21 protein-coding genes are annotated in these 21,797 nt (G+C 41.6%); 16 read left to right on the forward strand and 5 right to left on the reverse strand.

From position 1 onward, the window contains the following. Positions 1 to 240 precede the first annotated feature (240 nt). From JJ692_RS05000 to uvrA, 3 genes are all read left to right on the forward strand, one after another. On the forward strand, positions 241 to 486 hold the full coding sequence (locus JJ692_RS05000) for a CsbA family protein (protein WP_024426229.1): 246 nt from the start codon (positions 241 to 243) through the stop codon (positions 484 to 486). A gap of 293 nt (positions 487 to 779) precedes the next feature. After that, positions 780 to 2,765 (forward strand): excinuclease ABC subunit UvrB, encoded by a 1,986-nt coding sequence (gene uvrB, locus JJ692_RS05005; RefSeq protein ID WP_024423583.1) that lies wholly within the window; start codon positions 780 to 782, stop codon positions 2,763 to 2,765. Between the two features lie 7 nt (positions 2,766 to 2,772). After that, positions 2,773 to 5,649 carry an excinuclease ABC subunit UvrA gene (gene uvrA, locus JJ692_RS05010; protein WP_206534290.1) on the forward strand — a complete coding sequence of 959 codons (2,877 nt, stop codon included), beginning with the start codon at positions 2,773 to 2,775 and terminating at the stop codon, positions 5,647 to 5,649. A gap of 31 nt (positions 5,650 to 5,680) precedes the next feature. Here uvrA and JJ692_RS05015 read toward each other — a convergent pair whose 3' ends face one another. Then, on the reverse strand, positions 5,681 to 5,911 hold the full coding sequence (locus JJ692_RS05015; protein WP_024423581.1) for a hypothetical protein: 231 nt from the start codon (positions 5,909 to 5,911) through the stop codon (positions 5,681 to 5,683). 197 nt (positions 5,912 to 6,108) lie between these two features. On the opposite strand from JJ692_RS05015, the gene JJ692_RS05020 reads away from it, so the two are divergent. The 5 genes from JJ692_RS05020 (at position 6,109) to JJ692_RS05040 (ending at position 12,084) form a co-directional block, all read left to right on the forward strand. Continuing rightward, positions 6,109 to 6,444 (forward strand): hypothetical protein, encoded by a 336-nt coding sequence (locus JJ692_RS05020; protein WP_024423580.1) that lies wholly within the window; start codon positions 6,109 to 6,111, stop codon positions 6,442 to 6,444. A gap of 11 nt (positions 6,445 to 6,455) precedes the next feature. Further along, positions 6,456 to 7,547, forward strand: coding sequence for a DUF4097 family beta strand repeat-containing protein (locus JJ692_RS05025; protein WP_024423579.1), 1,092 nt, complete (start codon positions 6,456 to 6,458; stop codon positions 7,545 to 7,547). A gap of 6 nt (positions 7,548 to 7,553) precedes the next feature. Beyond that, positions 7,554 to 7,748, forward strand: a complete 195-nt coding sequence (locus JJ692_RS05030; protein ID WP_024423578.1) for a PspC domain-containing protein — start codon at positions 7,554 to 7,556, stop codon at positions 7,746 to 7,748. Then, the gene (locus JJ692_RS05035; RefSeq protein WP_024423577.1) at positions 7,749 to 8,135 is read left to right on the forward strand and encodes a phage holin family protein; all 387 of its coding nucleotides are present in this window, start codon (positions 7,749 to 7,751) and stop codon (positions 8,133 to 8,135) included. 94 nt (positions 8,136 to 8,229) lie between these two features. Further along, complete coding sequence (locus JJ692_RS05040) at positions 8,230 to 12,084, forward strand: metallophosphoesterase (RefSeq protein ID WP_206534291.1); 3,855 nt, start codon at positions 8,230 to 8,232, stop codon at positions 12,082 to 12,084. 29 nt (positions 12,085 to 12,113) lie between these two features. Here JJ692_RS05040 and JJ692_RS05045 read toward each other — a convergent pair whose 3' ends face one another. From JJ692_RS05045 to nagA, 3 genes are read right to left on the reverse strand one after another with little or no spacing between them, the layout of a single operon-like run. Then, the gene (locus tag JJ692_RS05045) at positions 12,114 to 12,839 is read right to left on the reverse strand and encodes a GntR family transcriptional regulator (protein ID WP_044334239.1); all 726 of its coding nucleotides are present in this window, start codon (positions 12,837 to 12,839) and stop codon (positions 12,114 to 12,116) included. An 18-nt stretch (positions 12,840 to 12,857) separates the two neighbouring features. Then, positions 12,858 to 13,583, reverse strand: a complete 726-nt coding sequence (gene nagB, locus JJ692_RS05050) for a glucosamine-6-phosphate deaminase (protein WP_024423574.1) — start codon at positions 13,581 to 13,583, stop codon at positions 12,858 to 12,860. Continuing rightward, the gene (gene nagA / locus JJ692_RS05055; protein WP_024423573.1) at positions 13,583 to 14,773 is read right to left on the reverse strand and encodes an N-acetylglucosamine-6-phosphate deacetylase; all 1,191 of its coding nucleotides are present in this window, start codon (positions 14,771 to 14,773) and stop codon (positions 13,583 to 13,585) included. Before nagA ends, nagB begins: the two co-directional genes overlap by 1 nt. 177 nt (positions 14,774 to 14,950) lie before the next feature. Here nagA and hprK point away from each other — a divergent pair, with 177 nt between their 5' ends. From hprK to JJ692_RS05095, 8 genes are all read left to right on the forward strand, one after another. Beyond that, positions 14,951 to 15,883 carry an HPr(Ser) kinase/phosphatase gene (gene hprK / locus JJ692_RS05060; RefSeq protein ID WP_024423572.1) on the forward strand — a complete coding sequence of 311 codons (933 nt, stop codon included), beginning with the start codon at positions 14,951 to 14,953 and terminating at the stop codon, positions 15,881 to 15,883. 11 nt (positions 15,884 to 15,894) lie between these two features. Then, positions 15,895 to 16,719: a prolipoprotein diacylglyceryl transferase gene (gene lgt, locus JJ692_RS05065; protein WP_103131662.1), complete on the forward strand. Its 825-nt coding sequence runs from the start codon at positions 15,895 to 15,897 to the stop codon at positions 16,717 to 16,719. A 20-nt stretch (positions 16,720 to 16,739) separates the two neighbouring features. Continuing rightward, the gene (locus JJ692_RS05070; protein WP_024423570.1) at positions 16,740 to 17,684 is read left to right on the forward strand and encodes a nucleoside recognition domain-containing protein; all 945 of its coding nucleotides are present in this window, start codon (positions 16,740 to 16,742) and stop codon (positions 17,682 to 17,684) included. Further along, positions 17,681 to 18,331: a pyrophosphatase PpaX gene (gene ppaX, locus JJ692_RS05075; RefSeq protein ID WP_024423569.1), complete on the forward strand. Its 651-nt coding sequence runs from the start codon at positions 17,681 to 17,683 to the stop codon at positions 18,329 to 18,331. The genes JJ692_RS05070 and ppaX overlap by 4 nt, the downstream gene beginning before the upstream one ends. A 1-nt stretch (position 18,332) precedes the next feature. Next, positions 18,333 to 18,851 carry an acyltransferase gene (locus JJ692_RS05080; protein ID WP_024423568.1) on the forward strand — a complete coding sequence of 173 codons (519 nt, stop codon included), beginning with the start codon at positions 18,333 to 18,335 and terminating at the stop codon, positions 18,849 to 18,851. Between the two features lie 69 nt (positions 18,852 to 18,920). Then, on the forward strand, positions 18,921 to 19,349 hold the full coding sequence (locus tag JJ692_RS05085) for an Rrf2 family transcriptional regulator (protein ID WP_024423567.1): 429 nt from the start codon (positions 18,921 to 18,923) through the stop codon (positions 19,347 to 19,349). A gap of 87 nt (positions 19,350 to 19,436) precedes the next feature. Next, complete coding sequence (locus tag JJ692_RS05090) at positions 19,437 to 20,078, forward strand: NAD(P)-dependent oxidoreductase (protein WP_206534292.1); 642 nt, start codon at positions 19,437 to 19,439, stop codon at positions 20,076 to 20,078. A gap of 45 nt (positions 20,079 to 20,123) precedes the next feature. Then, on the forward strand, positions 20,124 to 20,756 hold the full coding sequence (locus JJ692_RS05095) for a DsbA family protein (RefSeq protein WP_206534293.1): 633 nt from the start codon (positions 20,124 to 20,126) through the stop codon (positions 20,754 to 20,756). A gap of 40 nt (positions 20,757 to 20,796) precedes the next feature. Here the strand turns inward: JJ692_RS05095 and JJ692_RS05100 are convergent, their stop codons facing one another. Next, a complete protein-coding gene (locus JJ692_RS05100; protein ID WP_206534294.1) occupies positions 20,797 to 21,585 on the reverse strand; it encodes a C39 family peptidase in 789 nt (262 codons plus the stop codon). Positions 21,586 to 21,797 lie beyond the last annotated feature (212 nt).

Here is a 21,797-nt window from a genome sequence, read left to right on the forward strand (position 1 = left end):
TCTCTATTTTTTAAAATGATAGTGCGCACTATCATTTTAATCATAGGATTGATTGGATGTTATTGTCAAAGACGGAAAGACCTATCTTTACAAAGGGGACAATCTCACTAATTTCCTTCTATTTCTAAAACAAAAGTCTCCGAACATGGAGAAAAAAGGCGAAATTGAAAACTGTGAATTGTTCAATATGCCAATCTTTACTATAATCAAGGAAGTAGACCATGAAGAGGGAGGGTTTTTGTGATTACAAAAGCCATATTTGCACTAGTTTTTCCTTTCTTGCTCGTTATTTTATTTTCAAAGGTTACTTATAATCATTATGTGGGCATTGCGTTAACAGCAGCGCTTTTATTTGCTTCGTACATGAAAGGCTATACAGAAACCTACTTTATTGTGGGATTAGATATTATTTCTTTAGTAGCTGGGGCTTTGTTTATGGCTAAGAAAGAAATCGAAAAAAGAGAAAAAGCTGAAGAAAATCAATGATGTCATCACCATCAAGAGCATGATGGCTGAAAATTGACATGTTTTAAACAAGAGCTGTGCTTACGATTTCTAGTAAGCACAGCTTTCTTTTTCTGCTCATCGAATATCTCACTCCAAAATGTTCCATACTGAAAGGAAGGTTTTCTTAAGAGGGTTATTTGCCATGGGAGAGAGGGTATGACTGTATTGGAAATAAAAATCAAGTAAGAGCCGAACTTTAGTTCGTATTTTTGTGTTCTTTTATGATAATATATTCATTAGATAGATTTCGTAAACGAAACGGAGGCTTTGATGTGAGTGACCGCTTTGAATTAGTTTCTAACTATCAGCCCCAAGGAGATCAGCCAAAGGCGATTGAAAAGCTTGTTGAGGGGATCCATCAGGGGAAACAGCATCAAACGCTGTTAGGTGCTACAGGTACGGGAAAGACCTTTACTGTCTCCAACCTGATCAAAGAAGTGAACAAACCGACACTTGTCATTGCGCATAATAAGACACTTGCCGGTCAGTTATACAGCGAATTTAAGGAATTTTTTCCGAATAACGCTGTTGAATATTTTGTGAGTTACTATGATTATTATCAGCCAGAGGCATATGTACCTCAGACCGATACATTTATTGAGAAGGATGCCAGCATCAATGATGAGATTGATAAGCTGAGACACTCGGCTACGTCCTCGTTATTTGAGAGAAGAGATGTCATCATCATTGCCAGTGTGTCCTGTATTTATGGCTTAGGTTCGCCAGAGGAATACAGAGAGCTTGTGCTGTCTTTGCGTACTGAAATGGAGATTGAACGCAATCAGCTTCTTCGTAAGCTGGTGGATATTCAGTATTCTCGTAATGATATAGATTTTCAGCGCGGAACCTTCCGAGTCAGAGGAGACGTTGTTGAGATTTTTCCCGCTTCACGAGATGAGCATTGTATCAGAGTGGAGTTTTTCGGTGATGAAATTGAACGTATTCGTGAAGTGGATGCGCTGACTGGAGAAATACTTGGTGATCGTGATCATGTGGCGATTTTCCCAGCATCTCACTTCGTCACAAGAGAAGAAAAAATGGAAAAAGCCATTATCAATATTGAACAAGAGCTAGAAGAACAGCTTGAAAAGCTTCGTGAAAATGGAAAATTACTTGAAGCGCAGCGCCTTGAGCAGCGGACAAGATATGACCTTGAGATGATGAGAGAGATGGGCTTTTGTTCAGGAATTGAGAACTATTCAAGACATCTAACCTTGCGTCCGCCTGGTTCAACACCTTACACACTGCTTGATTATTTCCCAGATGATTTTATGATTGTGGTCGATGAGTCGCATGTGACGATTCCGCAAATCCGCGCCATGTACAACGGGGACCAAGCTAGAAAGCAAGTGTTGGTTGATCACGGATTCCGCCTGCCATCAGCACTTGATAACAGACCGCTCACTTTTGATGAGTTTGAAAAACATATCAATCATATTGTGCATGTATCAGCAACGCCTGGTCCGTATGAGCTTGAGAAAACACCAGAGGTTGTGGAACAAATTATCCGTCCAACAGGATTACTTGATCCAATCATTGAAGTCCGTCCGATTGAAGGACAAATTGATGACTTAATTGGAGAAATTCATGCACGAGTTGAGAAAAATGAGCGTGTGCTCGTGACCACACTGACGAAGAAAATGTCTGAGGATCTCACAGATTACTTAAAAGAAATCGGAATCAAGGTGAATTACCTGCATTCAGAGATTAAGACCCTTGAGCGGATTGAGATTATCCGTGATCTGCGTCTCGGTAAATATGATGTGCTTGTTGGAATCAACCTTCTTCGTGAAGGACTGGATATTCCAGAGGTGTCGCTTGTGGCCATTTTAGATGCGGATAAAGAAGGCTTTTTGCGCTCTGAAAGATCCCTCATCCAGACGATTGGCCGTGCAGCGAGAAATGCAGAAGGCCGGGTCATTATGTATGCAGACAATATGACGAAATCGATGGACATTGCGATTCAAGAAACGAAGCGAAGACGAGAACAGCAAGAAGCATACAACGAGAAATTCGGGATTACACCGCAAACGATCCATAAGAAAATTCGAGATGTCATTAAGGCAACAAAGATACATGAGGATTCAGAAGAATACGAAACAAAAGCAGCACCAAAACTTTCGAAAATGAGCAAAAAAGAACGAGAAAAAGTGATCGAAAAAGTCGAGATGGAAATGAAAGATGCAGCAAAAGCGCTTGATTTTGAAAAAGCAGCAGAATTAAGAGATCTATTGCTAGAGCTAAAAGCGGAAGGATGATTGCCTGATGGCTATGGAACGAATAGAGGTGAAAGGTGCTAGAGCCCACAACCTTAAAAATATTGATGTCAATATCCCGCGTGACCAGCTAGTGGTCATTACGGGATTATCTGGTTCAGGAAAATCGTCGCTTGCCTTTGATACGATTTATGCAGAAGGTCAGCGCAGGTACGTTGAATCTCTTTCAGCGTATGCACGCCAATTTCTTGGGCAGATGGATAAACCGGATGTAGATGCCATTGAAGGTCTTTCTCCGGCGATTAGTATTGACCAGAAAACGACGAGCCGAAACCCTAGATCAACAGTTGGTACTGTCACTGAAATTTATGATTACTTGCGTCTCTTGTATGCTCGAGTCGGAAAACCGATTTGTCCTATACATGGAATTGAAATTACGTCACAAACGATTGAGCAGATGACAGATCGTATTTTAGAGTATCCTGAAAGAACGAAATTACAAGTGCTTGCGCCAGTTGTATCCGGCCGCAAAGGAACACATGTGAAAGTGCTTGATCAAATTCGGAAGCAGGGCTATGTACGAGTGAGAGTCGATGGAGAGATGGAGGATCTTTCAGAAGATATCGAGCTTGAAAAGAACAAGAAGCATTCCATTGAAGTAGTCATTGATCGAATTGTCGTGAAGGAAGGCGTTGCTGCTCGGCTGTCTGACTCCCTTGAAACGGCGCTGCGGCTGGGCGAAGGCCGAGTGATGATTGATGTGATTGGACAAGAAGAGCTGTTATTCAGCGAACATCATGCTTGTCCGCATTGCGGGTTCTCTATTGGTGAACTTGAGCCGAGAATGTTTTCATTTAATAGTCCTTTTGGTGCCTGCCCGAGCTGTGATGGGCTCGGTTCAAAACTGGAAGTCGACCCTGAGCTTGTCATTCCTAATAAGGATCTGACTTTACGGCAGCATGCCATTGCACCATGGGAGCCGCAAAGCTCGCAATACTATCCACAGCTTCTTGAGGCTGTTTGTACACATTATGGCATCGACATGGACATTCCAGTGAAAGATATCCCATCGCATTTATTTGATAAAATTTTATATGGAAGCGGATCTGAACGGATTTATTTTAAATATGAAAATGATTTTGGTCAGGTACGTGAAAATGAAATTGAGTTTGAAGGCGTTCTTCGTAATATTGAACGGCGTTATAAGGAAACCAGCTCTGATTATATTCGTGAACAAATGGAAAAATATATGGCCAATCAGCCATGTCCGACATGTAAAGGATATCGTCTGAAAAAAGAAACGCTGGCGGTTCTCATCAATGGCAAGCATATCGGAGAAATCACCGATTTGTCTGTCTCTGATGCCCTTGATTTCTATGAAAAAATTGAGTTGTCTGAGAAAGATTTGCAGATTGCCCAGCTCATTTTACGTGAAATCAAAGAGCGTTTGTCCTTCTTAAATAATGTGGGCTTAGATTATCTGAATTTGAGCCGGTCCGCTGGCACACTATCAGGCGGAGAGGCGCAGCGGATTCGCCTGGCAACTCAAATCGGCTCAAGGCTGACAGGTGTTCTTTATATATTAGATGAACCATCCATTGGTCTGCATCAGCGCGATAATGACCGGTTGATTGGGACGTTGAAAAATATGCGTGACATCGGGAACACACTGATTGTCGTGGAGCATGATGAAGATACCATGCTAGCCGCTGATTATTTAATAGATATTGGACCTGGAGCAGGAGTTCATGGAGGAGAAGTGATTTCAGCTGGAACGCCAGAAGAAGTCATGAAGGACTCGAAATCCTTAACAGGTCAATATTTATCAGGTGAGAAATTTATTCCGCTGCCAATTGAGAGAAGAAAGCCTGACGGCCGCTATATTGAGATAAAAGGTGCAAAAGAAAACAACTTGAAAAACGTGAATGCGAAGTTCCCTCTGGGCGTCTTTACAGCTGTGACCGGAGTATCCGGCTCAGGAAAAAGTACGCTTGTGAATGAAATTCTATTAAAATCACTTTCACAAAAATTGCACAGAGCGAAGGCGAAGCCAGGGCAGCACAAAGAAATCAAAGGAATGGATCATTTAGATAAGGTCATTGATATTGATCAATCTCCAATTGGCCGTACACCAAGATCCAACCCTGCCACGTATACAGGTGTCTTTGATGATGTGCGGGATGTGTTTGCACAAACAAACGAAGCAAAGGTACGAGGCTATAAAAAAGGCAGATTCAGCTTTAACGTCAAAGGTGGCCGCTGTGAGGCGTGCCGCGGGGATGGCATCATTAAAATTGAAATGCACTTTTTGCCAGATGTGTATGTGCCTTGTGAAGTGTGTCACGGGAAACGTTATAACCGCGAAACACTCGAGGTCACATATAAAGGGAAAAACATTGCTGATGTGCTTGAAATGACTGTGGAGGACGCACTCCAATTTTTCGAGAATATCCCGAAAATAAAGCGGAAGCTTCAAACGATTTATGATGTGGGGCTTGGATACATTACACTTGGACAGCCTGCAACGACATTGTCCGGAGGAGAGGCGCAGCGCGTGAAATTGGCATCTGAGCTTCACCGCCGTTCAAACGGAAGGTCCCTTTATATTTTGGACGAGCCGACAACAGGACTGCATGTAGATGATATTGCCCGTTTATTAAAGGTGCTTCAGCGTTTGGTTGAAAACGGAGATACGGTGTTGGTCATTGAACACAACCTTGATATTATCAAGGCTGCTGATTATCTCGTTGATCTCGGACCAGAAGGTGGTGCAGGCGGCGGAACGATCATTGCCTCTGGCACTCCTGAGCACATTGCAAAAGAAGAAGCATCTTACACAGGTCAATACTTGAAGCCTATTTTAGAGCGTGACCGTAAACGCATGAAACAACTGGTTAAAGAAACGGAAAGTGTGACTTCTTCATAAAGAAAACCCCTCGATAAGAGGGGTTTTTCTTTTATTGCACATCTTCCTTCGGCATTAAATTACTGAGGTGCGTTAAATCCTTTAAAATATGGGTGCTGCTGCTGTCGAGCAGTACCTTTAAATAACGGATATCACCATACTTTGGATGAGACGGATGAATGGTCTCAAGCTCCTTGATCATATCGCTGTTCATGCTTTTCTGTTTTTGTATAAGGTCTAAAAGCGTTTGAGCCGTTTGTTTTGTATTATGATGATCTGTCAAAATAATTACCCCCTATATTGATAATCACCATCTTTTCAACATATTTTAAAGGGTAATCTGTGAAGAATCTACTCTTAGGTGCAAAAAGAAATAATTTGTGTCTAAGGTCATATGTAAATCGAATGATTTTGAAACTTTTTATACGCAATAAACGTATGAGTTAGAAAGGAATTTTCGTTATGAAGGAGCGAATATATATGAATAGAGATCAGTCGATTATTGCTTCTATTTGTTATTTTAGTGTATTATTTATGCCGTTTATCGTACCGATCGTGGCGTTTTTTGTAGTAGATCAAAAGGAAACGAAGCGGCACGCATTGCGGGCATTATGGTCACATCTTTTGCCGGTCGCAGCGTGCATTCTGTTGATTTTTGGGTCTATCCCATTTTTATTGACGACACAGGCAGGTGACTCGCTCATTCCAGTCATGATGGTGTTCATCTTGTCTTTTTTAGTAGTCATTGGCTTTTTGATCTCTGTCATTTGGAATATCATTCAAGGTATTAAAGTACTTCAATCCATCAAATCTTAGGAGGGCTTTGTATGAATGAAAAAGAACGAATTTTAAAATTAGTAGAAGACGGAGTATTATCAGCAAAAGAAGCAATTACGCTGCTGGAAAAACTAGAAGAAGGTCAGTCAGTCTCATTAGAAAAGTCTACGGCTGATCACACCTTTCATGAAGAAAAAGCTGGAGCAGAGAGCAAAGGAAACGGCACCGAAAATCTTGGGGCAAAGCTGTTTGGCTGGTTAGACTCTGCGGTGAAAAAGGTAAAAGACGTGGATCTTGATTTGAACTTTGGACAGTCCGTTGATGTTGAGCACATTTTTCAGTTCAAGGACGCATCGCTTTCCCATTTAGATATTCAATTGGCGAACGGCAGCCTCAACGTGATGCCTTGGGACGATCGAGATATTCGAGCAGAGTGTCATGCAAAAATTTACCGTGCAGAGGATGGAGAGCAGGCAAGACAGCAATTTCTCAATCAATTGGACTGCGGGCTTGAAGGAGATAAATTTTTTATTCGAACCGAAAAGAAGACGATGAAAGTCAATGTTACATTATACGTACCGCGTATCCAATACGATAAGATCAAGGTCAAGCTGTTTAATGGACCGATTCGCGGGGAAAAGCTAAAGACAAAAGAACTTGCCGCGAAAACGACAAATGGTGTTGTCTCGTTTGCTTCGTTACAAGCAGAAAAAGTCGGAATAGAAACAGCAAACGGACAAATCAAACTGGCAGATCACGAGTGTGGTATGATTGAAGTAGAAACCATCAATGGGCTCATAGACCTGCGCGGGAAAAGTGAATCAATTGATGCTCAAAGCTTTAATGGAAATATTGCTGTTCAGCTGTCAGATGAAAAGTGCCGTTCCATCTATGCGAAAACGACAACAGGCAGTGTGGACGTTCAGATTCCGCGTGCATGTGCAGTGACCGCTGAGCTGAAAAGCAATCTTGGGTCTATCTCTCACGATTTACTTGATGCAGAGATGATTAAAGAAAAAAATGAAACATTACAAAAAGAGAAAATGATCAAAGCAAATCAACAAGCGGTGCACAGTATATCCATTTTTGCAGAAACAAAAACAGGCTCAATACAAGTAAAGCACCAATCAGACAAGGAGTGATTCTACATGAAGAAGCTTTATCGTTCAGCAACGGATAAAAAAATAGCGGGTGTTGTTGGTGGACTTGCGGAATATTTAAGTGTGGATGCATCCCTGCTTCGCATTTTAACCGTCATCATCGGATTTTTGACAGCATTTATGCCGATCTTCCTGATCTACTTCATCTGGTATTTTGTTGTTCCGGAAGAAGGCACTAAATAAATGCTTAGATGGATCGTCAGTATTTTAGTAAATGCATTACTTTTAATCGTCATTGCTGGATATTTTGATTCGGGCATTCTGCCTGGGCTCGGGAGCGTGTATATTGAAGGTTTTGGCGCAGCCATTGTGGCAAGTATCATTTTGTCCTTGCTCAATATTTTAGTGAAGCCGTTTTTGATCATTTTAACGCTTCCAGTGACCGTTCTTTCACTAGGATTGTTCTTATTTGTCATCAATGCGATTACACTCATGATGACATCGAGCTTTATGGGAGATAGCTTTAACATTGATGGATTCGGAACGGCCATTTGGATGGCTGTCATTTTATCCATTTTCCATCTGTTGATACAAAAAGGAATTGTAGAGCCGTTAGCGAAAAAAAGCTAACGGTTTTTTTGTGCAAATTTGCATCGTTTCTCCGTTCCATCTGACATAAAAACGACCTTCAGGAGACACAATATCCGAAGGGAGGCGGTGCAAGATGGTGAACGTGAGCAGACAAATCATGCTTTTATGTTTTTTTATCATTCTTTTTTGTTTCAGTCAGCCTGCTTCAGCAGGCCCTTTTCTTCAAACAGAAGTGAATGTACCGGACAAGCCTTTTTCGCCTTTTATCTTTGACCAATTTCATGTGGACGTCCGCCCGGTTCTAGGAAAAAGCCATGATCTACAGTTTCGTGCGTCCATTAGTGACCAAGAACAGATTTTGTCTGCGAACTTGTATTATAAACAAAGTGATGAACTGGGGTACCGCTTGATTCCAATGGAACGGCTGCCAGGGATGAAGCCAGAATTTACAGCGAAAATTCCGCCAGATCAATTATGGAATCCAACCGTTCGTTACTATACAGAGTTCCTTACGCAAAAATCAGTAATCAAAACGGCAGAGAAATTGGTTCATTTAAATGGATTTGAAGAAGATCTTTCACATATTCCGGATTTATTCATCACAGAAATTGTTGTCAATTCAAAAAACCGAAAAGGCAAAGATGCTTTTGAGTTTATCGAAGTGTATAACACGACACATGCGCCTATTTCTCTTAAACATTATCAGCTCCGCTACCGCAATCCTGCACAGGGCATTGAAATGGATGATGTATACTCCTTTCACACAAATTCAGTCACCATTTCACCTGGAAAACCTTATGTATTCTGGCTGAGAAAAAAAGGGCAGGAGCATTTAACGACAGCGGACTTTAATGCCATGTACAAAAGCCAATTAAAAGAGGGCGAGCATCTATCTATTATCGAGAGCAAAGGGCTGTCCAACTCTAAATCTCGTCTTGTTTCGATCACAACAAATATAGGTGAAGAGATTTCTTCTGCCGCATTTCGTTTGAAGCCATCATGGTTTAGCGAGCATAAATCCTTGCTGTTTAAGTATCCAATGGATGGTACGACGCAGACGAAGCTGATTTCGATAATTGAGGAAGAACCCACTCCAGGTAAAGTACTAAAAGCACAAATTCCATCTGAAAAAAAGGAAATTTCTCAAGATATCCATAAACCTGTGATTGAAGATATGACGGTAAGGAAACCGGTGAAACCAACTGAAAGTGTAGAGATTAAAGCAGACGTCCAAGATGATCAGGCTGTAAAAACCGTCAAGCTGCGCTATCGAACGAATCGAAAAGATCCGTTTAAGGAAATACTGCTGCAAAAAGACCATAATGACCGGTTATTTCATCATATTATTTATTCACCTGAGTTGATTGGGAAAGAACAATTGGAATATCAGCTTGAAGCGTCAGACGGCGAAAATGAAGCCATGACGTTGAAAAAAACGATTGATGTGGAGCAGGTCAGCAAAGCCCACGGTCTACGATTCAATGTAGAAGAGGGAGATACGGTATCAGGTTTATTTTCATTAAAGGCAACGTCTGATCAGAAAAAAAGCATCGAATTGCGGATAGATGGAAAACGGAATCAGCAAGTATCCTCTGCGCTTGAAGCGGATCCATATATCGCATTTGATGTCAAAGGAACAAATTTATATTTTAAAAATGGTGTGTCTATAGGTAGGCGTTTACTTTCTATTTTTGATGATTCGACAAAGGTGTACCGTACCTATACAATGCCAATACCCGAAGAAGAGATAAAAAAGGCAGGTCTCCAAACGATCTCTTTCCACGCTGGCACAAAGTCTTCTCCGATGGACCGGCTGCCTGGAGAGAATCATGATGATTTTGAATTGAAAAACGTCAGGATGATCTTGTCAAATGGAACACAAATTCCGCCAATCAATGCGAGGCCGCTAAAAGAATGGAGAATGGGAGACAGCGGGAACGCAAAAAAGGTGAGAACGTTTCAATTTGAGATTCCAAAAGAGGCGTATGTCTCAACCTATATAAAGTGGGATACAAAAAGGCTGAAAGAAGGGCCGCACCTGATTGAGGCCAAAACCTCAGACGAGCACGCTTCAGTACGTGTGAAAGTTGATAACACTGGGCCGAGAATTAAGACCAATGTACAAGCAAAGGATCAATATAAAGGCGCCTTTACATTAAAAGCAAAAGTAACGGATCGCTGGAGTGACATTGAGGAGTTGAAGGCATATGTAGATGGCAAACCAGTTTCTTTGCCATATCAGACGTCCTCTAGTGAATTAAAGCCTGGGAAGCACACGTTTACGATCAAAGCAAAAGACGCTGCCGGGAACATGTCGACGTTAAAAAAAGAGTTCAAGACGGTACATGAGCATCCTGAAACACCAGAGCGGGTGGCAGATAAGACGAAAATGAAATCATCAAAACAAACTGTGCTAACCAAGGATCCAACGAATGATAAGTTAGATTACTCTTTTTATCGTGCCTATCAATATACATCGCTGCATCCTTCAATGAAGATTTTTAAGTATGCAGCAGAGACAGAACCGCCTAAGAGTTATCTCCAAAAAGGAGAAATGATTTTTTCTGATCAAGAAAGGAACCGCATTGCATTTGTTGATGGGAAGTCAGTTGAAACGAAGGATTTACAGCGTTTTCCTTATCATCGTTTTCAAATTAAGGTTCATCATGGTGTACGTGAAAAGGATGTCGTCGAAGCTGTATGGAAAGGGAGTTCATTGTCAGGGAGAAAGGTGACAATGTACGCGTGGAATCACCAGCAGGAAAAGTGGGATAAAATCACTCATCACTTTGCCAAGGATCAAAAGGAATTTTATCTGAAAGGGCTACTGTCAGTGAGACAGTACATGAAGAATCAAACGTTTGATTTGCTAGTACAGGATGAAATCAGCAAATCGCAAAAGCCATATAAGATGGTATGGATGTCTGACACTCAATATTATGCAAAGAGCTATCCCCATATCTTTAAACAAATGGTCGAATGGATCAGAGATCAGAGGGAAAAATTAAACATTCAATATGTGTTCCATACAGGCGATATTGTGGATGATTCAAAGGATAAGCAATGGCAGCGTGCTGATACATTTATGCGTGTATTAGATGAGAATCACATTCCCTATGGTGTTTTAGCAGGAAATCATGATGTTAGACACAAGGACGGTTTATATGCGGAATACGGGAAATATTTCGGGGAAAAACGCTTTGCTGATAAGCCTTACTATGGTGAATCCTATCGAAACAATAAAGGTCATTATGATCTCATCTCTGCCGGTGGCAATGATTATATGATGGTGTACATGGGCTGGGGGATTAAGCAAGATGAAATTGATTGGTTAAACCGTGTAATTTCTGAGCATCCAGATCGTATCGTCATTTTAAATTTCCATGAGTATTTGTTAGTGAGCGGCAACCGAAGCCCGATTGGCGACCTCATCTTCCACCAAGTGGTGAAACGCCATCCTAATATTGTGGCCGTATTTAGCGGCCATTACCATGGAGCAAGCAGGAAAGTAGATGAGCTTGATGATGACCATGATGGAAAAGTCGACAGAAAAGTATATCAAATACTCGCCGATTATCAGTCAGGACCTGAAGGTGGTCAAGGGTTTATGAGGGTCATAACAGCCGATCAAGAAAAAAATCAACTTCATTTTACGACATACTCTCCTTACTTGAATCAAGAGCATTTTTATGATCCTAAAACGTATGGAGATCAGGATGAATTTTCAATCGATGTAGATTTGACACCGAAAATGAAATCTGTCAAAACCAATTATTTTGAACTCAATGTGTATACGAATGTTCTTCTAGGAGAAGCGCGCGGCGTAAAAAGCGGCAAAAAAGCAAGCTTTGAGTGGAAGGGCTTAAAGCCAAATGAAGATTATTATTGGTACACTGTAGCAAAAGATCGTTTTCAAGGAAAAGCCATTTCACCAATATGGAAAATTCATACAAAAGATGATGGCGAAACAAAATTTCTTAGGAAATAAAAAACAGTGCTCCGTGTCAGGGGCACTGTTTATCTTTCCATTGTATGAATGAGCTTGTAACGATCCCCTCTATAAACGGAAACAACATACTCAAATGGAATGTCTTGTTGAAAAAAAGTCGTTCTTGTTATGGACAGCACAGGGTCTCCTGCTGAAATAGACAGCAAGTGTGCTTCTTCCTTTGAGGCAACATTGGCTTCAAGCTCCTGTTTGGCATGAGCAATGACATGTCCAGTGTGAGTTTCTATATATTCATATAAAGAGCCAGTTAAATGTTTCTTTGTTAAATCTCCGGCGAATCTTTCAGGTATATAGCTCGTTTCAATCGCCATCGGTTCATCATTTGCAAGGCGTATCCGTTTGAGCTCAAATACAGCATCACTATTAGACAGCTGTAAGACTGGCAGCAAGTGCTCTGGACATGCAGTTTTTTTGAAGTCAATCAGCTGGCTTGATGCTTTGAGTCCACGCTGGCGCATATCCTCTGAAAAGCTTGTTAAGCCTTGAAGCGGCTGTTCAAATTTTTTCCGGCTAACAAAGGTGCCTTTTCCTTTTTGTCGATACAAATATCCTTCGTTCACAAGATTCGATAAGGCTTGTCTGACAGTCATTCGACTAATACCAAAGCGTTCGGCATATTCTCTTTCAGAAGGAATGAGTGTATCAGGTGCTAATGTTCCATCCTCAATCTGTTTTTTCAGGTTCTCCATAATCTGATGGTACATCGGAATAGGTGACTGCTTATCAATAAACATGTGAAAATCCTCTCGTTTTTAGCGTAGTGATCCAGCATCTCGATCAATCAAGACCGTTACATCTTCATGAAGTTTCAGTGCAGACGCTGGGAAGTCCGGATGAATCTCTGCCTGTTCTAAATATTGTATCACTTTCGCTTTTGATTTTCCCGAAGCAAGAAGGAGAATCTTTTTACTTGAAAGAATGCTCGCAATTCCCATTGTGATGGCATGTGTAGGTACCTCATCAATAGAAGAAAAGTATCTTGCGTTAGCCTGTCTCGTGTTTTCATCTAACTGCACAACATGAGTTTTTGAGTTGAAAGGGGTACCTGGTTCATTAAAACCGATATGCCCATTTTGACCGATTCCAAGGAGCTGAAGATCGATGCCGCCTACAGCCTCAATGAGCTGGTCATATCTTAAGCATTCCTTTTCTAAATGAGCTGCATTGCCATTTGGAAGAAAATACTGATCCTGAGGGAGATCAATATGGTCAAATAAATGACGTTTCATGTAGGTCATATAACTATTTTCGTGTTCTGGATTGAGTCCTGCATATTCATCTAAATTGATTGTTTTTGTTTGCTTGAAAGACAATTGACGCGCTTGATGAAGTTGAATTAACTCTTTGTAAGTTTCAATAGGTGTACCGCCTGTTGCTAGGCCGAGTACGGCATCGGGTTTAGCAGCTATTGTCCTTGCAATAATGGCAGCTGCTTCTTTTCCTAATTGATCTTTGCTTTCAAATTCGATGATGTTCATTAGTGGTCGGCCTCCTTTTTTTCAAAGACGATTTGTCCACGGCAGATCGTCATCATCAGTTCACCAGATTCATCCCAAATCACCAGATCTGCTAGTTTTCCAACTTCGATGGAACCGAGCAGTTGATCAAGTCCCAGCTGAGCAGCCGCATTGGTTGAGGTCATCTTCGCAATCTCTGTCCAATCACAATTTGTGAGCTGTTTTATCCTTTTGACGCCGTCTTTCATTCGCAAAATCGATCCTGCAAGTGTACCATCGTTCAGCAATGCTTTTTCGCCGCTGACTGTGACCGTCTGACCGCCAAATTCATACGTTCCATTCCCAAGCCCTTTTGCACGCATCGAGTCTGTGATCATGATTAAACGATCACTTCCTTTTGCCAAATACGCAAGCTTGATGGAAAGAGGATGGGAGTGAATCCCATCTGTGATCAGCTCAGTATGAAGATTCTCGTTCGTAAGAGCAGCACCTACAGCGTTCGGTTCACGGTGCTGAAACGAACTTATTGCGTTATAAAGATGCGTTACATGGCGTGCACCATGCTTAGCTGCTAAATTGATCATGTCATGATGGGCATTCGTATGTCCAATAGAAGGGATAATGTTCTTTTCCTGTAATAGAGAAAGAAATGCAAAATCTGTGTCTTCCTCAGGTGCAAACGTGACAATTCGAATGAGCTGATCAGAAGCATCCAGCCATTTTTTAAAAAGCGGAATATCAGGCTGTTTAATCCATTGAACAGGCTGTGCTCCTGCCTTATCTTTAGAAATAAATGGACCTTCGAGGTGGATTCCTATACATTGTGCCTGATTTCCTGCTTGTGCTTCATTACTTTGTTTCCACTGAGCGACATTTTTAAGTGCATGCTCAATTTCATGATGGTTTTGTGTGATGGTTGTCGCTAAAAAACTTGTCGTTCCTTCTGACGGTAGGTTGTCAGCGAGTGTATTCATCGCTTCTGCCGTCGCATCCATCATGTCTGCACCATATCCGCCATGGATGTGAATATCAATCATTCCAGGGAGTAAATAAAAGTTTTCCCGGGAAATATATACTTTTTCATAATTTCCTGTCGGTGGTGATGTTGAAATATAGTCAATCTTGCCATCGCGTAAACCGACAAAACCGTTTTCAATGACCTTTGTCTTTGTCACAATATGAATGTTGGAGAGCAATAAAGAACCGCTCATGTTTGAGCCCCCTTATTCGTTATCTTTCATTTAAGTTTACTCTTTTTAAGTATAGTTGTCTATACCAGTTAGGGCGGTGAAACAGGAACAGGATAAAATACTGTTTTGGGTTCATCATTGAAAGTGATAAAATAGAGCTGTATTTCTGAATCGCCTGTGATAAAAGGAGGAAGAAGCGTGCCGAAAGTTCGTACGAAGGACATAATGGAACAATTTCATCTTGAACTGGTAAGTGGGGAAGAAGGGATTAATCGTCCCATTACAATCAGTGATCTTTCCAGGCCAGGTATTGAAATGGCTGGTTATTTTACATATTATCCAAAAGAAAGAGTTCAACTTTTAGGGAAAACAGAGCTTTCTTTTTTTGAACAGCTCCCAGAACGCGAACGAAAGCAGAGAATGATGTCTCTTTGTACAGATATTACCCCTGCCATTATTTTGTCACGAGATCGTGATGTCCCGAAGGAATTAATCGAAGCATCAAATGAAAATGGCGTGCCTGTTTTACGATCTAGTCTAAAAACGACAAGACTTTCGAGTCGATTGACCAACTTTTTAGAAAGTAAGCTTGCACCAACGACTGCCATTCATGGGGTGCTCGTAGATGTATATGGTGTAGGTGTATTATTAATTGGGAAAAGCGGAGTAGGGAAAAGTGAAACAGCATTAGAATTAGTGAAGAGGGGACATCGGCTGGTTGCAGACGATTGCGTGGAAATCCGTCAAGAGGATCAGGATACGTTAGTCGGGAGCGCACCTGAGCTGATTGAACATCTTTTAGAAATCCGCGGGTTAGGCATTATTAATGTGATGACCTTATTTGGAGCAGGCGCTGTCAGAAGCTATAAGAGAATTACGATTGTAATGAACCTTGAGCTTTGGGAACAAGGCAAACAGTATGATCGTTTAGGACTTGAAGAAGAGAAAATGCGCATCATCGATACAGATGTGCCGAAGCTGACGATCCCTGTGCGGCCAGGACGAAACTTAGCGGTCATCATTGAGGTGGCTGCGATGAACTTCAGGCTGAAACGTATGGGACATAATGCAGCAGAACAATTTACAAGTAAACTTGCTGATGTCATTGAAGACAATGGCCAGGATGAATAGGAGTTGACTATATGAACGAAGCAATTCAGCCAATTGATCCGATTGCTTTTCACCTCGGACCTATTTCGGTTCATTGGTATGGTGTGATTATTGGGGTCGGGGCCTTGCTTGGACTTTGGCTCGCCTTGAGAGAATGTGAAAAAAGAGGAATCAATAAAGATCTGTTTATTGACTTAATCTTATTTGCCATTCCAATAGCGATTATTTGTGCCCGAATTTATTATGTATCCTTCGAATGGGATTACTATCAGCAGCACCCAAACGAAATCATTAAGATTTGGAATGGTGGAATTGCGATTCACGGCGGGCTGATCGGTGCCGTGCTGACAGCCATCATTTTTACAAAAGTGAGAAAGGTATCCTTTTGGAAAATAGCTGACGTCGCAGCACCTAGTATTTTACTAGGGCAGGCAATTGGACGCTGGGGGAACTTTATTAACCAAGAAGCACACGGTGAGGCGGTTTCAAGAACCTTTTTAGAAAATTTGCATCTGCCTGAGTTTATCATTAATCAAATGTATATTGATGGTACCTATTATCACCCGACGTTCTTATACGAATCATTATGGAATCTTGTTGGTGTTGTCATCTTGATTTTATTACGCAGAACTTCGCTGCGCAGAGGCGAAATCTTCTTGTCTTATTTAATTTGGTATTCAATCGGCCGTTTCTTCATTGAAGGGATGAGAACAGACAGCTTAATGCTGACAGAGCATCTTCGAATCGCACAGATGATTTCGATTGCGATATTCGCAGTGGCTGTTCTACTGATTTTCTTTAGAAGAATGAAAGGATACGCATCGATTCCGTATAAAGAGAACAACTCATCGAATTAAGCAGGGGGGATCAGAAGAAGATGGGAGAGACATGGAAAAACGGCTTGAAAGCAGGGCTGTCGACAACTTGGACACTTGGTAAAGTCATCTTTCCAGTGACCATTCTCGTCAGTATCTTGCAGCATACGCCTGTCATGGATTGGATCATCCGATTCATTCAGCCATTTATGGGACTGTTTGGTCTTTCGGGGGAAGCGGCTATTCCGCTTGTATTAGGAAATATGCTGAATTTGTATGCGGGGATTGCTGCCATTTTGACATTAGAGCTTCCTGTGAAGGAAGTGTTTATTTTGGCAGTGATGCTGTCCTTTTGCCATAACTTGATCATCGAATCAACAGTGGCAGCAAAGGTTGGACTGAGAGTATCTGTGATTTTGCTGGTCAGAATCAGTCTTGCTGTTATTTCTGCTATTGTCATTCATCTCGTTTGGCAGGGAGGCGAGGAGCCGGCGCAATATGGACTTTTGAGTGCAGCTCAGGCGGCTGATGTGCCTTCCAGCTGGTACATGATCGTCCTTCTTGCTTTACAAAAAGCAGTACTCGGTGTGCTGCAGCTTGCCTGTATCGTTATCCCGCTCATGATCATCATTCAATTCATGAGAGATTTAGGGTGGCTCCATACACTGTCTAAGTGGCTGTCACCTTTTACTAGAATGCTTGGAATGAAAGAAAATACGTCTATGACGATGGTGGCTGGATTAACGATTGGTCTCGCTTATGGAGCCGGTGTGATGATGAAGGCAGTGGAAGAGGACGGTGTGAGTAAAAAGGACTTAACCCTTGCTTTTATTTTCCTTGTTGCCTGCCATGCGGTGGTCGAAGATACGCTGGTTTTTATTCCACTTGGTATTCCGGTATGGCCGCTTCTTGTGATCCGCCTGATTTCTGCAATTTTATTGACAGCTGCCATTAGCTATATTTGGCGGAAGCGGGAACATGCAGCTGTTAGAAAGGAAGCCATATGAACGAATCAACGATCAACACAGTGCTATTTGATTTAGATGGCACATTAATCAATACAAATGAATTAATTATTGCTTCATTTCAGCATACGCTGGACCATTATTATCCTGGTCAGTACAGCCGTGAGGATATTCTTCATTTCATTGGTCCGTCCTTGTTTGATACATTTTCTGCGATGGACCCTGATTTGACAGATGACATGATTCAGATGTACCGCACGTTTAATCATAAGCAGCATGATCTGCTTGTGACTGAATATGAGACCGTTATCGACACATTGAAAGTCCTGCAGGATCGAGGATTTAAGCTCGGTATTGTCACAACGAAGATACGGGATACGGTTTTAATGGGATTGAAGCTGACCGGTTTAGAGCCGTTCTTTGAGGTCATTGTGACGCTCGATGATGTCCAAAATGAGAAGCCGCATCCGGAGCCTGTTCAGCTGGCATTATCAAAGCTCGGCAGTGATCCGCATGAAGCGGTGATGGTCGGTGATAATTATCACGACATTTTGTCTGGTCAAGCGGCAGGGACAAAGACGGCAGGTGTTGCTTGGTCGATTAAGGGAGAAGAGGCCCTTTTAAAGCATCGCCCTGATTTCATGCTGAAGAAAATGAGTGATCTCCTGGCGATTGTTGGAGCTGATTAAGTTGAGAAAAACAGATCGTTATCCTGTAAAAGGGGTCAATTCGCTGCGGCAAGTCTATCGGACAGTTCCCTTTTTCAAAGTGGTGAAAAATTTCATTTTTATTCAAATGGCAAGGTACACGCCTTTTATGGGAATGAAAAATTGGATTTACCGAACCTTTCTTCGTATGAAGGTCGGCGAGGATACGGCGTTCGCCTTAATGGTGATGGTTGATCTGATGTTTCCTGAGAAAATCACTGTCGGTCGAAATAGTGTGATCGGCTATAACACAACCATCTTGTCCCATGAGTATTTGATTAAAGAGTACCGACTTGGGGAAGTCTATATTGGTGATGAAGTCTTAATTGGAGCTAATTCAACTATTTTACCTGGTGTGACCATTGGGGATGGAGCGATCGTATCGGCTGGTACACTTGTTCATAAGGATGTCCCAGCAGGCTCATTTGTTGGAGGTAATCCAATGCGCATGATTTATACGAAAGAAGAAATGGAAGCACGTCAATCTACGTCTGCTGAGTAGCTCGGCAGACTTTTTTGTTGACAATGTGACATGGTGTAACTATAATGATTACAACAGAGGTGAGAAAACATGAAAATCAGCAGCAGATTTACTGTCGCTGTCCATATTCTGGCCTTGCTATCACTTGAAAAAGGATCATTACAGACATCGGAGGATATCGCGGGAAGTGTGAATACAAACCCAGTGGTCATCCGCCGCATTATGAGTAAATTAAAAAAAGCAGGTCTAATCTCAACGAGTCTTGGCAAAGGTGGTTCTCAGCTGAACCGCAGTGAAGACGACATCACACTGCTCGATGTGTATAAAGCGGTTGAAGTCGTGGATGAGGGAGAATTGTTTCAAATTCATGAAAGCCCAAATCCTGACTGTCCGATCGGTGCAAATATTCAAGCGGTGCTTGAATTAATTTTATGCCGCGCTCAAAGTGCGATGGAGCAAGTGCTTGCTGAGATCAAATTAAGTGAACTAACGCATGTGCTAATCAAAAAAATTGGATGATCAATTCAATTTTTTTTACCTCTGTTGTAACCGTATTAGTTACACCTTTCTTTATCAACATAAAATCATATTGCAGGAGGAGTTAACATGAAAATTGGAATTATTGGCGCAACAGGTAAAGCAGGACAAGAAATTGTGAAAGAGGCTCGATCAAGAGGACATGAAGTAACGGCAATCGTCCGTGATGCACAAAAGGTGACAGATTCATCTCTATCTGTTCTTGAGAAGGATGTGTTTCACTTGCAAGCAGAAGACATCAAAGGCTTTGATGTGATTGTAAATGCATTTGGCGCACCTGCTGGAAAAGAGCATCTTCACGTAGAAGCTGGGAAAAAGCTGATCGATATTTTAAAAGAGGCACCTGAGACTCGTTTGATCGTTGTGGGCGGAGCAGGAAGTCTATTTGTAGATGAGGCGAAAACAACAAGACTAGTGGACACACCAGAGTTTCCTAAAGAATATGCTGCTACGGCTTCACAGCAAGGAGAAAACCTAAAAGATCTTCAACAGACAGAGGGATTAAAATGGACCTTCCTCAGCCCAGCTGCATTCTTTAATCCAGCTGGCAAACGTACAGGTTCTTACGTGAAAGGGAAAGACCATCTGATTGTCAATTCTAAAGGTGACAGCTATGTGAGCTATGCTGACTACGCCATTGCACTTGTTGATGAAGTGGAGCAGGCAGCCCATGTTGGAGAACGTTTTACCGTCGTATCTGAAGCAGAATAAGCAGTTTCATGGCCGCCTAAAAATGATAAATAGGGAGTCTAACGTATGAATGAGCAAGAATTGTCTTTCATCTATGTATGGGATGCGTATTGTGGCTGGTGTTATGGATTTTCAAACAGTATCCGCACTTTGCATGAAAATCATCCGGAGATATCATTAACACTTGTGTCGGGTGGTTTATTTGTAGGAGAAAGAAGTCTTCCAATAAAGGATTATCCACACATTCCAGAAGCAAATCAGCGTAATAGTCAGCTGACTGGGGTCGAGTTTGGTGAACGTTATCAGAAGCTGTTAGCAAACGGAATGTTTCTTTTAGACTCTGAGGCTGCGGCCATTGGTTTTTCTGCATTAAGATCCATCGCACCTGAGCGCGCATTGTACTTGGCTTCATCGATGCAAAAGGCTTTTTATCAAGACGGAAAAAGCCTGAGTGATGAAGAAACGTATCGGGAGATCGCTTTGGCACATCATCTTGATCCTGACGCAGTCATAGAACGCATGAAAACAAAAGAAGCGATGAATGATGCGTATGCCGACTTTGCCAAGGTTCATCAACTTCATGTGAACGGCTATCCTACACTTTTATTAAAAAGAGGGGATGAATCCTTCAGCCTGGGCGGAGGTGCGATGACAGCTGAAAAGCTTGAAGACCGTCTGAAGGAATTACTAGGAAAATGAAGCAATAAAAACAACCTCTACGTGAATAGAGGTTGTTTTTTTACGCTTTAATGATAATCGCTTGACTGCCCATCTGTTCCCAAGAATCTTCAAATTGATCACGGTCGACTTTTTGATTCTTTTCTCCATAGGGGTTATTCAAGTAGACATGCTCCTTGTCATAGCCTGTGATGACCACGCTATGCATATTAAAGCTTACATCGATTTTGCCATTTGGTGTATTCCATGTTTCGATGTTATCTGTTTTGTCAAAGGTGGATGTCGTAATCACCCAGACAGGATAGCCTTTTTCAAGGGATTGATAGATGGCCTTTTTAACAGGCTTTCCGGTTAAGTCGACTACTTGATCGCCCGCGTATTTTTTCGCAAGCTGATAAATCGGTTCGTGGTAAACCCCAAGACCCGGTCCATTCTCCATATCGCCTACAAACCCGTCATGAGGGTCTCCTTTTAAGCCATTTTCATAATTGAGCGGAACGCGTTTGATTTCATTTGCCAATGTGTTTTTCGTTACTTGCTCATAGCCGCTGTAATGAAGCAGCATCGCTAAGCTCGTGACTTCGCATCCGTTATAAAGCCTTGGCGCATCCATTTGATTGTAGAGAATGACGTCCATGGCTTTTTTGCTTCCTTTTAATGAATGATGTGTGGTTTCTGTTTTTTTCGTTGAACGAGTTTCTTCAGCCGCAAGTGCGGTATCGTTTTCTTTTGCTGCTTTTTGCGGCGAAGCTGTTTTCTTGATTTGATCGATTTGTGAAACGTATATAAAGCCGAAATAAACAAGACATGCGCACAACAAAGTTAAGATGAATGTCTGGATGAACTTCACTGTTAATCTCCTGTGTTATTCAATATTTTTAAGTATTATAGCATGTTCCTTCATCGAACATACAGAAAAGGCACAGGTGTCACTTGAATGTAATAATTCCAGAATATGTTGATGAAAATAGGTAGAAATAAAAATGATTGATTTAATCACTTTATTTTGTTAGCATATTATCATATTAGCGAACTAAAGGATTCGGAATTTTTTGTTTTAAT

It is taken from the genome of Bacillus sp. 3a (genome assembly GCF_017161885.1).
GTDB lineage: Bacteria > Bacillota > Bacilli > Bacillales > Bacillaceae > Bacillus > Bacillus safensis.